The 13,495-nt window shown below is 74.5% G+C and carries 12 protein-coding genes; 5 read left to right on the forward strand and 7 right to left on the reverse strand.

Annotated elements, in window-relative coordinates:
• Positions 1-70 precede the first annotated feature (70 nt).
• The 5 genes from rlmB to ACI792_RS02195 are packed head-to-tail and all read right to left on the reverse strand — an operon-like array spanning position 71 to position 4,228.
• Positions 71-1,048, reverse strand: coding sequence for a 23S rRNA (guanosine(2251)-2'-O)-methyltransferase RlmB (gene rlmB, locus ACI792_RS02175; protein ID WP_456601117.1), 978 nt, complete (start codon positions 1,046-1,048; stop codon positions 71-73).
• Positions 1,048-2,448 carry a cysteine--tRNA ligase gene (cysS, locus tag ACI792_RS02180; protein WP_456601118.1) on the reverse strand — a complete coding sequence of 467 codons (1,401 nt, stop codon included), beginning with the start codon at positions 2,446-2,448 and terminating at the stop codon, positions 1,048-1,050. Before cysS ends, rlmB begins: the two co-directional genes overlap by 1 nt.
• 42 nt (positions 2,449-2,490) lie before the next feature.
• Positions 2,491-3,012 carry a 2-C-methyl-D-erythritol 2,4-cyclodiphosphate synthase gene (ispF, locus tag ACI792_RS02185; protein ID WP_456601119.1) on the reverse strand — a complete coding sequence of 174 codons (522 nt, stop codon included), beginning with the start codon at positions 3,010-3,012 and terminating at the stop codon, positions 2,491-2,493.
• Positions 3,009-3,707: a 2-C-methyl-D-erythritol 4-phosphate cytidylyltransferase gene (gene ispD / locus ACI792_RS02190; RefSeq protein ID WP_456601120.1), complete on the reverse strand. Its 699-nt coding sequence runs from the start codon at positions 3,705-3,707 to the stop codon at positions 3,009-3,011. The genes ispF and ispD overlap by 4 nt, the downstream gene beginning before the upstream one ends.
• Before the next feature lie 38 nt (positions 3,708-3,745).
• Complete coding sequence (locus tag ACI792_RS02195) at positions 3,746-4,228, reverse strand: CarD family transcriptional regulator (RefSeq protein ID WP_306001742.1); 483 nt, start codon at positions 4,226-4,228, stop codon at positions 3,746-3,748.
• Between the two features lie 130 nt (positions 4,229-4,358).
• On the opposite strand from ACI792_RS02195, the gene ACI792_RS02200 reads away from it, so the two are divergent.
• The 4 genes from ACI792_RS02200 (at position 4,359) to disA (ending at position 8,695) form a co-directional block, all read left to right on the forward strand.
• Positions 4,359-5,207: a UbiA family prenyltransferase gene (locus tag ACI792_RS02200; protein WP_456601121.1), complete on the forward strand. Its 849-nt coding sequence runs from the start codon at positions 4,359-4,361 to the stop codon at positions 5,205-5,207.
• 137 nt (positions 5,208-5,344) lie between these two features.
• Positions 5,345-6,028, forward strand: coding sequence for a hypothetical protein (locus ACI792_RS02205; RefSeq protein ID WP_456601122.1), 684 nt, complete (start codon positions 5,345-5,347; stop codon positions 6,026-6,028).
• Positions 6,029-6,128: 100 nt separating this feature from the next.
• Positions 6,129-7,493 (forward strand): DNA repair protein RadA, encoded by a 1,365-nt coding sequence (gene radA / locus ACI792_RS02210; RefSeq protein ID WP_456601123.1) that lies wholly within the window; start codon positions 6,129-6,131, stop codon positions 7,491-7,493.
• Between the two features lie 116 nt (positions 7,494-7,609).
• Complete coding sequence (gene disA / locus ACI792_RS02215; protein WP_456601124.1) at positions 7,610-8,695, forward strand: DNA integrity scanning diadenylate cyclase DisA; 1,086 nt, start codon at positions 7,610-7,612, stop codon at positions 8,693-8,695.
• Positions 8,696-8,771: 76 nt separating this feature from the next.
• On the opposite strand, the gene ACI792_RS02220 is transcribed toward disA, so the two are convergent.
• Positions 8,772-9,449: a MucR family transcriptional regulator gene (locus tag ACI792_RS02220; protein WP_456601125.1), complete on the reverse strand. Its 678-nt coding sequence runs from the start codon at positions 9,447-9,449 to the stop codon at positions 8,772-8,774.
• A 77-nt stretch (positions 9,450-9,526) separates the two neighbouring features.
• Here ACI792_RS02220 and ACI792_RS02225 point away from each other — a divergent pair, with 77 nt between their 5' ends.
• Positions 9,527-10,438 carry an A/G-specific adenine glycosylase gene (locus ACI792_RS02225; protein WP_456601126.1) on the forward strand — a complete coding sequence of 304 codons (912 nt, stop codon included), beginning with the start codon at positions 9,527-9,529 and terminating at the stop codon, positions 10,436-10,438.
• Positions 10,439-10,610: 172 nt separating this feature from the next.
• Here the strand turns inward: ACI792_RS02225 and ACI792_RS02230 are convergent, their stop codons facing one another.
• On the reverse strand, positions 10,611-13,148 hold the full coding sequence (locus tag ACI792_RS02230) for an ATP-dependent Clp protease ATP-binding subunit (RefSeq protein WP_456579548.1): 2,538 nt from the start codon (positions 13,146-13,148) through the stop codon (positions 10,611-10,613).
• Positions 13,149-13,495: the final 347 nt, after the last annotated feature.

Here is a 13,495-nt window from a genome sequence, read left to right on the forward strand (position 1 = left end):
TGCCCGGGAGTGTGCTCCTGCCTCCTCGCGGGTGCAACGGTGTCGGGACCGCCCGGCGCGAGCCGGGGAGCTACCTGGCCGCGCCCGAGCTGCGGACCATGGCGGCCTGGTACAGCGCGATGCCGGCCGCGACGCTGACGTTGAGCGACTCGGTGTCGCGCGAGATCGGGATGCGGACGACGACGTCGCACTTCTCCCGCACCAGCCGGGAGAGACCGGTGCCCTCCGCGCCCACGACCAGGGCGACCGGGTCGGCGAAGCCGTCGTACTGGTGCAGGTCGACGTCGCCGTCACCGGCCAGCCCGACGGTCTGCAGCCCGGCGTCCTGGTAGGCGGCGAGCGCCCGCGGCAGGTTGACCGCGCGGGCGACGCGCAGCCGGGCCGCCGCGCCGGCGCTCGTGCGCCAGGCCGAGGCCGTCATCCCGACCGCGCGGCGCTGCGGCACGACGACGCCGTGGGCGTCGAACGCGGCCGCGGACCGGACGACGGCGCCGAGGTTGCGCGGGTCGGTGACGCCGTCCATCGCCACGACGAGCGGCGCGCGGCCGGAGTCGCGGGCGAGATCGAGCAGGTCGTCGGGGTGCGCGTAGTCGTACGGCGGCACCTGCAGGCCGATGCCCTGGTGCAGGGCGCCCTGCGACATGCGGTCGAACTCGGCCCTGCCCACCTCGAGGAGCGGCAGCCCGCGGTCGGCCGCGAGCGCGAGCGCCTCGGTGATCCGTTCGTCGGTCCCGCCGCGCGTGGTGTCCCCGGTGACCACGTACAGCGCCGTCGCCGGGATCTGCGCGCGGAGCGCCTCGACGACGGGGTTCCGCCCGAGCAGCAGCTCCGGGGTCTCCTCGGCGCGCTGGCGGGCGCGGGCGCGGTCGGCGCGCTGCCGCGCCTCGGCCTGGGCACGCCGCTGGGCAGGGTGCCCGGTGCGCATCTCGGCGGGTGGGGTGGCGCCGCGGCCGGCGAGCGACCGACGGTTCTTGCCGCCCGTCCCCGCGGTCGCCGTCTTCTTGCCCGCACCGGTCGTGCGGCCGCGGCGCTGGCTGTTGCCGGCCATCAGTGGGTCAGCTCCCATCGGGGTCCCTGCGGGGTGTCCTCGACCTGCACGCCGAGGGCGGCGAGCTGGTCGCGGATCGCGTCCGCGGCGGTGAAGTCCTTGCGAGCGCGGGCAGCCTGCCGCTGCTCCAGCGCCAGTGCCACGAGGCCGTCGGTGGCCTGCGCCAGCCGGTCGTCGGAGCCGCCGGCCCACTGCGGGTCCAGCGGGTCCAGCCCGAGCACCCCCAGCATGGCGCGCACCGAGCCCAGCGTGCCGGCGACCGCCTGCTCGTTCCCGGCAGCCAGGGCGGTGTTCCCCTCGCGCACCATGTCGTGGATCGCGGCGACCGCCGCCGGGGTGCCGAGGTCGTCGTCGAGCGCGTTGCCGAAGTCGGCGCAGAGCACCGGCGCCCCGGCGTCCGCGCCGACCCGCTCCGCCGCCCGCTTCACGAAGGACTCGATCCGGCGGTAGGCCTGCCCGGCCTCCTCCAGCGCGGCGTCGGTGAACTCGATCATCGAGCGGTAGTGCGGCGCGACCAGGTAGTAGCGCAGCTCGACCGGCCGCACCCGGCGGACGACCTCGTCGACCAGCGCCGTGTTGCCCAGCGACTTGCTCATCTTCTCGCCGCCGAGGGTGACCCAGCCGTTGTGCAGCCAGTACTGCGCGAAGCCGTCGCCGGCGGCCCGGGACTGCGCCTGCTCGTTCTCGTGGTGCGGGAAGCGCAGGTCCAGGCCGCCGCCGTGGATGTCGAACTCGGCGCCGAGGTACTTCCCGGCCATCGCCGAGCACTCCAGGTGCCAGCCCGGCCGGCCGCGCCCCCACGGGGTCGGCCACGAGGCCGTCGCCGGCTCCGCGGGCTTGGCGGCCTTCCACAGCGCGAAGTCGCGGGGGTCGCGCTTGCGCTCGTCGCTGTCGGTGTCGGCGGCGGGCTCGAGCGCGTCGAGCCGCTGGCCGGTGAGCGCCCCGTACCCCGGGAAGGAGCGGACGTCGAAGTAGACGTCGCCGTCGACGGCGTAGGCGTGCCCGCGCTCGATCAGCCGCTGCATGAGCTCGACCATCTCGGGGACGTGCCCGGTGGCGCGCGGCTCGTAGGTGGGCGGGAGGACACCGAGGACGTCGTAGGCGCGGGTGCTGGCCCGCTCGTTGTCGAACGCCCACGCCCACCAGGGGACGCCGTGCTCGTCGGCCTTGGCGAGGATCTTGTCGTCGATGTCGGTGACGTTGCGGACGTAGGTCACCTCGAGGCCCCGCGCGACCAGCCAGCGCCGGAGGACGTCGAAGGAGACCGCCGCCCGGACGTGCCCGACGTGCGGCGGGCCCTGCACGGTGAGACCGCAGACGTAGACCGACGCGTGACCGGCACGCAGGGGCGTGAAGTCGCGGACCGCGCGGGCGGCCGTGTCGTACAGGCGGAGGCTCACCGCGCGAAGTTTACGTAGCGCGGCGTGGACACCGACGGGAGTCTACGGACTGTCCGCGGGCCCCTCCGCCTGCGGCGAGGCCGCCTCCTCCGTGCGGATCACCAGCGCGGTCGCGACCGCGGCCCGGCCCTCTCCCCGGCCGGTCAGCCCGAGACCGTCGGTGGTGGTGGCCGCCACGCTCACCGGGGCGCCGAGCGCGGCCGAGAGCGCAGCCTCGGCCTCCGCCCGGCGGGGACCCAGCTTCGGGGTGTTCGCGACGAGTTGCACCGATGCGTTGCCGATCTCCCAGCCGAGGCCGGTGACCACCTCGCGCACGTACTCGAGGACGGCGATGCCCGCGGCCCCGGCCCAGCGCGGGTCGTCGGTGCCCAGCAGGCCCCCGATGTCACCGAGCCCGGCGGCGGACAGCACGGCGTCGGTCAGCGCGTGGGCGACCACGTCGCCGTCCGAGTGCCCGGCGCAGCCGTAGGTGCCGGGCCAGTCCAGGCCGGCCAGCCGGCACGGCCGGCCCGCGACGATCGGGTGGACGTCGGTGCCGATGCCGACGCGTGGCAGCAGGGTCACGGGCGCACCCCGCTCGCGGTCGGGCCCGCGCTCAGCTCGGCGAGCGCGAGGTCGTGCGGGACGGTGATCTTCGCGGCGCGCTCGTCGCCGGGGACGGTGTGCACCGGCACGCCCGCGGCCCGGACGACGGCGGCGTCGTCGGTGAGCTCGGCCGCGTCGTCGAGGGCGGCGTAGGCGGCGACCAGGGTGACGCGGTCGAACCCCTGCGGCGTCTGCACCCGGCGCAGCGGGGCGCGGGGCACCGCCTGGGCGACCACGCCGTCGTCGTCCACCAGGACGGTGGTGTCGACGACGGGCAGCACGGGGACGACGGCGAGCGCACCCCCGGCGAGGGCGTCGAGCACCCGGGCGACGGCGTCCGGCGGGGTGAGCGGCCGGGCGGCGTCGTGCACGAGGACGACGTCGGCGCCCGCCCCCGCGGCGGCGAGCCCGGCGCGGACCGACGCCGTGCGGGTGGCTCCCCCGTCGACGAGCCGGACCGCCGGGGGCAGCGCGGCGGCGAAGGCGGCGCGCTCGGCGGGCGGCACGGTGACGACGACCTCGTCCACACCCCCGGCGAGCAGCCCGTCGACCGCCCAGGCGACCAGGGGCCGCCCGGCCAGCGGCACCAGCGCCTTCGGCAGCGCCTGCCCGTCCCGTTCGGCGCCCAGACGCGAACCGCTCCCGGCCGCTGCGACGATGGCGACAGCGTGCACGGGAGCGGTTCGGTGGGATCTGCGGAAGCGCGGAGCGCTCAGCTGGCGAGGACCTCGTCGAGCAGGATCTCGGCCTTGTCCTCGTTGGTGCCCTCGGCGAGCGCGAGCTCGCTGACCAGGATCTGACGAGCCTTGGAGAGCATCCGCTTCTCGCCGGCCGAGAGGCCACGGTCCTTGTCTCGGCGCCACAGGTCGCGGACGACCTCGGCCACCTTGTTGACGTCGCCGGAGGCCAGCTTCTCGAGGTTGGCCTTGTAGCGGCGCGACCAGTTCGTCGGCTCCTCGGTGTGCGGGGCGCGCAGCACCTCGAACACCCGGTTGAGCCCCTCCTGACCGACGACGTCGCGGACGCCGACGATCTCTGCGTTGTCGGCCGGCACACGCACGGTGAGGTCGCCCTGGGCGACCTTCAGCACGAGGTAGGCCTTCTCTTCACCCTTGATCGTGCGCTTCTCGATCGCCTCGATGAGCGCGGCACCGTGGTGCGGGTAGACGACGGTCTCGCCGACAGTGAAGCCCATGTGGATGTGACCCCTTTCGCTCCCCCAAGGTTAGCACGGCAGACTGACCAGCGGATCGGCGCCGGGCAGTAAATCTGCAGGTCAGCGGCCTGGGCAAGTCCGTCGGAGGGGTTGACACAGCGTGATTGATGTGCCTGCGGGAGCCGCTCCCCACGGCGGGACGGTCCGCGCGCTGGTCCGCGCCACGCACCCCGGGCCGGCCCTCGCGGTCACCACCGTGGCCACCCTGCTCGCCCTCGCGGCGAACGTCCCCCCGGCGCGGACGGCGCTGCTCTGCGCGGCCGTCCTCGCAGGTCAGGCGTCCATCGGCTGGAGCAACGACTGGCTCGACGCCGACCGCGACCGCGCCGTCGCGCGGGCCGACAAGCCCGTCGTCCAGGGCGCCGTCGACCCCGCCCTGCTGCGTCGCGCCGCCCTCGCGGCCGCCGCAGTCGCGGTCGTGCTCTCGCTGCTGCTGGGCCTCGTCCCCGGCGCGCTGCTGCTGCTGCTCGTCGCGAGCGGGTGGGCCTACAACGCCGGGCTCAAGCGCACGATCTGGTCGGGTGCCGGCTACGTCGTCGGCTTCGGCGCGCTGCCGGCCGGGGTGGTCGCCGCCGCCCCGGGCACCCCCGTGGCCCCCTGGTGGCTCGTGGTGGCCGGCGCGGCGCTCGGGGGCGCCGCCCACCTGGCGAACGTCGCACCCGACCTCGAGGACGACCTGGCCACCGGGGTCCGCGGGCTCCCGCACCGGCTGGGGGCGCGGGTCTCCGCGGTCACCGGCGCGCTCCTGCTGGCCGGGGCGTCGCTGGTGCTGGTGCTGGGCCCGCCGGGCCCACCCGGGGCGAGCGGGTGGGCGGCGCTCGCCCTGGCCGCTCCCGCGACGGCCGTGGCCGCTCTCGCGGGCACGGCGCGCTTCCGCCGGCTGGCCTTCCCCGCGGTGATGCTGCTGACGGTGCTGGACGTCGCCCTGCTGGTCGGCAGCGGGTCGGCGCTCACCTGAGGCACCCCTCGGTGGGCGCCGGTCCGCGCCGCTGCCCGCTCCCTGCGGGCGGGCCGGGAAGGCGACCGATACGCTCGGGAGGTCTCCCTGCCGCCGATCCCCGGTGGCCGGCACGGTCCTGCTGGAGGTCGACAGCCGTGAACCGCGCTCTGCGCGCCGCCACGATGGGCGTTCTGCTCGTCTCCCCCTTCGCCCTCTCGGCCTGCAGCGCCGGCCAGGTCACGCAGACCGCCGAGCAGCAGCGCGACAAGGTCGGCGCCATGGCCGCGGTGGGTGACATCGCGCTGCGCCAGATCGCCGTCGTCGCCCCCGAGGACGGCGAGTACCCGGCCGGCGAGGACGCCCCGCTGCGGCTCGCCGTCGTCAACACCGGCACCGAGAGCGACACGCTGACCGGCGTCTCCGGCGAGGGGTTCGGCGACGTCGAGATCACCGCCCCCGAGGGCTCCGCGTCGCCGAGCGCACAGCCGCCCGGCACCGGCGGCGGCACCTCGGGCGGCACGAGCGCCCCCGCCGGCGAGGGCGAGCTGGAGATCCCGGCCGGCGCCACCGTCTTCTTCGGCGAGGACACCGACGCCGCCATCACGCTCACCGACCTCGACGAGCCGCTCACGACCGGCCGGATCCTCGAGCTGACCTTCAGCTTCGAGAACGCCGGCGACGTGACCACGATGGTCCCGGTCGCCGCCCTCGAGGAGGTCCGCGAGCGCGGTGAGTCGTTCGACTTCCACCACGAGGAGGAGGGCGAGACCGGCGGCGGTGTCGACGAGGGCAACCGCGAGCAGACCGAGGTCGCCGGCGGGGGGAACCCCGAGAACTGACCTCCACCCCCTGCTCCACCCGCGACGGCGGCTCCTCCCGGGGAGCCGCCGTCGCGCGTTCTGCGGGGAACTGTCGGTGGCCGCGGCTAGCGTGCCCGCCGTGCCACCTGCCGGAGTGAAGTCCCGCCCTGCCCACCGCTGCACCGAGTGCGGCTACGCATCGGCCAAGTGGGTCGGGCGCTGCCCCGAGTGCCAGGCGTGGGGCACCCTCCAGGAGCTCGGTGCCCCGACCACCGGGCTCCGGGCCGTCGCGGCCGGCCAGGTGAGCGCTCCGGCGCGGCCGATCGCCCAGGTCGAGCTGGCCGGCGCCCGCGCCGTGCCGACCGGCATCGACGAGTTCGACCGCGTCCTGGGCGGCGGCCTGGTGCCGGGCGCGGTGCTCCTCGTGGCCGGCGAGCCCGGGGTCGGCAAGTCCACGCTGCTGCTCGAGGTGGCCCACCGGGTAGCGGCCACGGGCGGCACGACGCTCGTGGTCTCCGGGGAGGAGTCGGCCGGGCAGGTCCGGCTCCGCGCGGAGCGGATCGGCGCCCTGCACGACCGGCTCTACCTCGCCGCCGAGACCGAGCTCTCCGCCGTGCTGGCCCACGTCGAGGCGGTCAACCCCTCGCTGCTGGTCCTCGACAGCGTCCAGACCGTCCGCTCCCCCGCCGTCGAGGGCACCGACGGCGGTGCCACGCAGGTGCGCGCGGTCGCCTCGGCCCTGACCGGGGTCGCGAAGAGCCGCGGCATGACCACGATCCTCGTCGGCCACGTGACCAAGGACGGCGCCATCGCCGGCCCGCGGACGCTGGAGCACCTGGTCGACGTGGTCGTCTCCTTCGACGGCGAGCGCCACTCGACCCTGCGCATGGTCCGGGCGACCAAGAACCGGTTCGGCCCGGCCGACGAGATCGGGTGCTTCGAGATCGGCGACAGCGGGGTCGTGGGCGTGCCCGACCCGTCGGCCCTGTTCGTGTCGCGCCGCGCCGACCCGGTCCCCGGCAGCTGCGTCACCGTCACCCTGGAGGGCAGCCGGCCGCTGCTGGCCGAGGTGCAGGCCCTGGTGGCGAGCACGAGCGGGGGTGGCTCCCCCCGCCGGGCGGTCAGCGGGCTGGACTCCCAGCGGGTGGCCATGGTGAACGCGGTGGTCGAGCGTCGCGGGCGGGTGAAGCTCGCCGACGCCGACGTGTTCGCGGCGTCCGTCGGCGGGGTGCGGATCGCCGAGCCGGCGGCCGACCTGGCGCTGGCCCTGGCGATCGCCTCGGCCGCCAAGGACACCCCCCTGCCGGCGGGGCTGATCGCGCTCGGGGAGGTCGGCCTCTCCGGCGAGATCCGCCGCGTGGGGGGCACCGGTCGCCGGCTGGCCGAGGCCGCCCGCCAGGGCTACCGCGTGGCCCTGGTGCCCCCGGACGCCGGCGCCGCCCCGGCGGGCATGCGCCTGATCGAGGTCCCCGACCTGGGTGCGGCCTTCCACCGCATGTTCTGAGCCCGTAGGGTCTCGTATGAGGTGCCGGTCGACGCCGGCGCACCCCCGAGCGTGCTCGGCCCCCGGCGCGGGCACGTAGACTCGGTTTCCGTACCACTCGACCGTCAGGAGCGCTCGTGCCCGCCGCCGTGGACCCCGAGGTCGCCCTGCGCGAACTCCTCGGTCGCATCGCCCCCGGCACGGCGCTCCGCGACGGCCTCGAGCGCATCCTCGCCGGCCGCACCGGCGCCCTGATCGTGCTCGGCTACGACCGGGTGGTCGAGTCCATCTGCACCGGCGGCTTCGCCCTCGACGTCGCGCTCTCGGCCACCCGGCTGCGCGAGCTGGCGAAGATGGACGGGGCGGTGATCGTCTCCTACGACGGCAGCCGCATCGTCCGGGCGGGCGTGCACCTCATGCCCGACCCGACGGTCCCGACCGAGGAGTCCGGCACCCGCCACCGCACCGCGGAGCGGGTCGCCGTGCAGACCGGCTTCCCGGTGATCTCGGTGAGCCAGTCGATGCACATCATCAGCGTGTACGTCGCGGGCCGGCGGTACACCCTCGAGCACCCGACGACGATCCTCGCCCGCGCCAACCAGGCCCTCGCGGCCCTGGAGCGCTACAAGCTCCGCCTGGACGAGGTGGCGAGCACCCTCTCCGCGCTGGAGATCGAGGACCTCGTGACCGTGCGCGACGCGATGAGCGTCAGCCAGCGGCTGGAGATGGTGCGCCGGATCGCCGACGAGATCGAGGGCTTCGTCGTCGAGCTCGGCACCGACGGGCGGCTGCTGGCCCTGCAGCTGGACGAGATGCTCGCCGGCGTCGAGGAGGACCGCGGGCTGCTCGTCCGCGACTACCTGCCCGCGGCCGGCCGCCGTGCCCGGACGATCGACCAGGTGCTCACCGACCTGCGGGCGCTGACCGCCACCGAGCTGCTCGACCTCTCCGCCGTCGCCCGGTGCTACGGATTGCCCACGTCACCGGACGCCCTGGACTCGCCGGTGAGCCCACGGGGCTACCGCCTGCTCGCCCGGGTCCCCCGGCTGCCCGCCGGCATCATCGACCGCCTCGTCGAGCACTTCGGCGGGCTGCAGAAGCTGCTGGCCGCGACGATCGAGGACCTGCTCGCCGTGGAGGGCGTCGGCGAGGCCCGGGCGCGCGGCATCCGCGAGGGGCTGTCCCGGCTCGCCGAGACCTCCATCCTGGACCGCTACAGCTGACAGCCGGAGCAGGAGCATCCCGACCCCTGCTCGGGCTGCACCAGGTACGCGCTCGGCGGAGCCGAGGCCTGCCTGCTCACGCCGAAGGCGTGAGGGTGAGCGGGGCGTCGCCGGACACCTTCGTGTCCAGGCGGCCGCGGACCACGTAGCTCCCCGGCGAGGGCGTGACCCGGGGCGCCGCGCAGGCCGGGTCGCTGGTGAGCCCGCCCCACTGCACGGGGAGCACGACCGGCTCCCCCGGCGCCAGCGTGCGCTGGTCGCTGCTGCTCTCGGGGAAGCAGTCGTTGCTCCCCCAGATCCGCGCGCCGGTGGCATCCACCATCACGAACTCCTGCAGCTGCTTGTCCAGCGGCCGCACGCACGGGACCGACGAGGAGTTCACCACGACCAGTTCGAACGTGGGCTTGTCGCCCACGGCCACCGTGCCCGGGGTGCGCACCTCCAGGCCCAGCATCTCGTCGGTGCACGGCCCGCCCGGGGTCGGCCCCGCCGGGACCGGGGGCTGGGTCGGCGGCGCCGTGGTGCCCGGCGTCCGGACCTCCGCTACCGAGGGCACGACGCGCTCCAGCGCGGGCGGCTCCGTCGGCGCGACCCCCGCCGCCGGCACGGCGGCCGATCCGCTGCCGCCACCGTCCGGCACGAGAGCCAGCACGACCCAGGCGACACCGCCGAGCAGGGCCAGCAGGACCACCAGCACGGCCAGCCGACGCCGCCAGTAGACGGCTGCAGGCAGCGGGCCGACCGGGTGCAACACGCGCAGAACGCTAGTGCGCCCGGTCGCGACTGTTCCGCTCGGCACGCCGCGCCGGCCGCACGGCAGACTGGGTGCCCGTGACCAGGCTGCCCTCCTCCACCGCCGCGCCCGTCGGCGAGCTGATCGTCGACTGGTACGCCACCGCCGCCCGCGACCTGCCGTGGCGGACGCCGGAGGTCGACCCGTGGGCGGTGCTGGTCAGCGAGGTGATGCTCCAGCAGACCCCCGTGGCCCGCGTGGAGCCTGTCTGGCGGGCCTGGGTGGCCCGGTGGCCCACCCCGGCGGACCTGGCCGCCCAGCCGCCCGCCGAGGTCATCCGGGCGTGGGGGAAGCTCGGCTACCCGCGGCGCGCGCTGCGGCTGCGGGAGGCCGCCATCGCGATCAGCGAGCGGCACGGGGGCGTCGTCCCCTCCGACGTCGCCGCACTGGAGGCGTTGCCGGGGGTGGGCACCTACACCGCCCGCGCGGTCGCCTGTTTCGGGTACGGCCGGCGCCAGCCCGTCGTCGACACCAACGTCCGCCGCGTGGTGGCGCGGCTGGTGCACGGTCGGGCCGAGGCGGGCAACGCGCGGTCCGCCGACCTCACCGACGTCGCCGCGCTCGCACCGGAGGACGACGAGAGGGCGGTGCGCTTCTCGGTCGCGGTGATGGAGCTCGGCGCGCTGGTGTGCGTCGCCGGCACCCCGCGCTGCGGCGCCTGCCCGGTCCGCGACCGGTGCGCCTGGCGGTCGGCCGGCGCCCCGCCGCACGACGGGCCGCCCCGGCGGGTGCAGAAGTTCGCCGGCACCGACCGCCAGGTGCGCGGACGGCTGCTCGACGTCCTCCGGGCGGCGCACGAGCCCGTGGACGCGGCGGCGCTCGAGCCCGCGTGGGACGACGCCGTCCAGCGGTCCCGCTGCCTGGACTCGCTGCTCACCGACGGCCTGGTCGAGCAGACCGCCGACGGCCTCTTCACCCTCCCCGGGGGCGGCGCCGATCAGGTGACCTGATCATCGAGCGTCCTCCATCACGGTGTGCGGTGAGGGAGGACGCTCCACGATCAGGGTCCCTGATCGTGGCCGGGGCGGGACCGGGGTGAGGGGACGCGGGGCGGAGGGGCCGGTGAACGCCGGAGGGGCCGCCTCCCTCGCGGGAAGCGACCCCTCCGGTCGTGCTGATCGATCAGTCGGCCTGGGCCGCCGGACCGTCCTCGTCACCCTCGGCGCCCGAGAGGGCCACCGGCGGGGTGTCGGGCAGGTCGACCGGCTTGGGCTCGCCGCGGAAGGTGAACTTCTGCGCGGGGCCCTCGGCGTCGTCGACGTCCACCACGATGATCTGCCCGCTGGACAGCTCGCCGTAGAGGATCTTCTCCGACAGCGCGTCCTCGATCTCGCGCTGGATGGTGCGGCGCAGCGGCCGCGCACCCAGCACGGGGTCGAAGCCCCGGGTCGCCAGCAGCTTCTTCGCCGCGGGCGTGATCTCCAGCGCCATGTCCTTGTTGGCCAGCTGACCCTCCACCCGGCTGACCATCAGGTCGACGATCTGGATGATCTCCTTCTCGGTCAGCTGGTGGAACACGACGATGTCGTCGATGCGGTTGAGGAACTCCGGCCGGAAGTGCTGCTTCAGCTCCTCGTTGACCTTCAGCTTCATCCGGTCGTAGTTCGACTGGTCGTCGTTACCGGCCTGGAAACCGAGGCCCACGGCCTTGGAGATGTCCCGCGTACCGAGGTTCGTGGTGAGGATCAGGATCGTGTTCTTGAAGTCCACGATCCGACCCTGACCGTCGGTGAGACGGCCGTCCTCGAGAACCTGCAGCAGCGTGTTGAACACGTCCGCGTGCGCCTTCTCGATCTCGTCGAAGAGGACCACCGAGAACGGCTTGCGCCGGACCTTCTCGGTGAGCTGACCGCCCTCGTCGTAACCGACGTAACCGGGAGGCGCCCCGACCAGACGGGACACGGTGAAGCGGTCGTGGAACTCGCCCATGTCGATCTGGATGAGCGCGTCGTCCTCACCGAACAGGAACTGCGCCAGCGCCTTCGCCAGCTCCGTCTTACCGACACCCGAGGGGCCGGCGAAGATGAAGGAACCACCGGGACGGCGCGGGTCCTTGAGGCCCGCCCGCGTACGCCGGATGGCCTGGCTGACGCTCTTGATGGCCTCTTCCTGGCCGATGATCCGCTTGTGGAGCTCGTCCTCCATGCGGAGCAGACGCGTGGTCTCCTCCTCGGTGAGCTTGAAGACGGGGATGCCGGTCCAGTTGGCCAGCACCTCGGCGATCTGCTCGTCGTCGACCTCGGCGACGACGTCCATGTCGCCGGCCTTCCACTGCTTCTCGCGCTCGGCCTTCTCGCCCAGCAGCTGCTTCTCGGTGTCGCGCAGCGACGCGGCCTTCTCGAAGTCCTGCGCGTCGATCGCCGACTCCTTCTCGCGGCGGACGGCCGCGATCTTGTCGTCGAACTCGCGCAGGTCCGGCGGTGCGGTCATCCGCTTGATCCGCATCCGGGCGCCGGCCTCGTCGATCAGGTCGATCGCCTTGTCCGGCAGGAAGCGGTCGGAGATGTACCGGTCGGCCAGCGTCGCCGCGGCCACCAGGGCGCCGTCGGTGATGCTGATCCGGTGGTGCGCCTCGTAGCGGTCACGCAGGCCCTTGAGGATCTCGATCGTGTGGGCCAGCGTCGGCTCGCCCACCTGGATCGGCTGGAAGCGGCGCTCGAGGGCGGCGTCCTTCTCCAGGTGCTTGCGGTACTCGTCCAGCGTGGTGGCGCCGATGGTCTGCAGCTCACCGCGGGCCAGCATGGGCTTGAGGATGCTGGCGGCGTCGATCGCGCCCTCGGCGGCACCCGCACCGACGAGCGTGTGGATCTCGTCGATGAACAGGATGATGTCGCCGCGGGTGCGGATCTCCTTGAGGACCTTCTTGAGGCGCTCCTCGAAGTCACCGCGGTAGCGGGAACCGGCGACGAGCGCGCCGAGGTCCAGCGTGTAGAGCTGCTTGTCCTTCAGCGTCTCGGGCACCTCGCCCTTGACGATGGCCTGTGCGAGGCCCTCGACGACGGCGGTCTTGCCGACGCCGGGCTCGCCGATGAGGACCGGGTTGTTCTTGGTGCGCCGCGAGAGCACCTGCATGACCCGCTCGATCTCCTTGGCCCGCCCGATGACCGGGTCGAGCTTGGAGTCGCGCGCGGCCTGGGTCAGGTTGCGGCCGAACTGGTCGAGGACCAGCGAGGTCGACGGCGTGCCCTCGGCGGGGCCACCGGCCGCGGCCGGCTCCTTGCCCTGGTACCCGGACAGCAGCTGGATGACCTGCTGGCGGACGCGGTTCAGGTCGGCGCCGAGCTTCACGAGCACCTGGGCGGCGACGCCCTCGCCCTCGCGGATCAGGCCGAGCAGGATGTGCTCGGTGCCGATGTAGTTGTGGCCGAGCTGCAGCGCCTCGCGCAGCGACAGCTCCAGGACCTTCTTCGCCCGCGGGGTGAAGGGGATGTGGCCGGACGGCGCCTGCTGGCCCTGCCCGATGATCTCCTCGACCTGCTGGCGGACACCCTCGAGCGAGATGCCGAGGGACTCCAGGGCCTTGGCAGCGACGCCCTCACCCTCGTGGATCAAGCCCAGGAGGATGTGCTCGGTGCCGATGTAGTTGTGGTTGAGCATCCGGGCCTCTTCCTGGGCCAGGACGACGACACGGCGGGCTCGGTCGGTGAACCGTTCGAACATCTGCTGCTTCTCCTCTGACCGGCTGGTCCGGCGCTGCCCTCCCCGTGTGGGAAGGAGCACCCGACGTCCGTCGGCGCGCGGGGGCACCGGTCTTTCCACTGTAGTCGCGGACCACGCCGTCCCGTCGTCGTCCGACGGGTCCGGTGGGTGGCTGCCCGTTCCAACCACGGCCCCCGGAGCGCTGTTCCACCCCCGTTACGCCGTGAGCGGACGGCGGCGCGCCGCCCCTGGACGCCGGGCACCCCGCCCCCTGTCGGGCCTACCGGCCGCCACCGCGGCCCTGGACGCCACCGGCCCGGCTCCCCTGAGGGGAGCCGGGCCGGTCGTGCCGTGCTGGAACGGGCCCC

This window comes from Blastococcus sp. SYSU DS0669 (assembly GCF_054050895.1).

Excerpts from the sequence above, each read along its gene's own strand:
- rlmB (WP_456601117.1), bottom strand. The coding sequence starts at position 1,048 with ATGGCCGGCAACAGCCAGCGCCGCGGCCGCACGACCGGTGCGGGCAAG.
- ACI792_RS02195 (WP_306001742.1), bottom strand. The coding sequence starts at position 4,228 with ATGGGCTTCACTGTCGGCGAGACCGTCGTCTACCCGCACCACGGTGCC.
- ACI792_RS02230 (WP_456579548.1), bottom strand. The coding sequence starts at position 13,148 with ATGTTCGAACGGTTCACCGACCGAGCCCGCCGTGTCGTCGTCCTGGCC.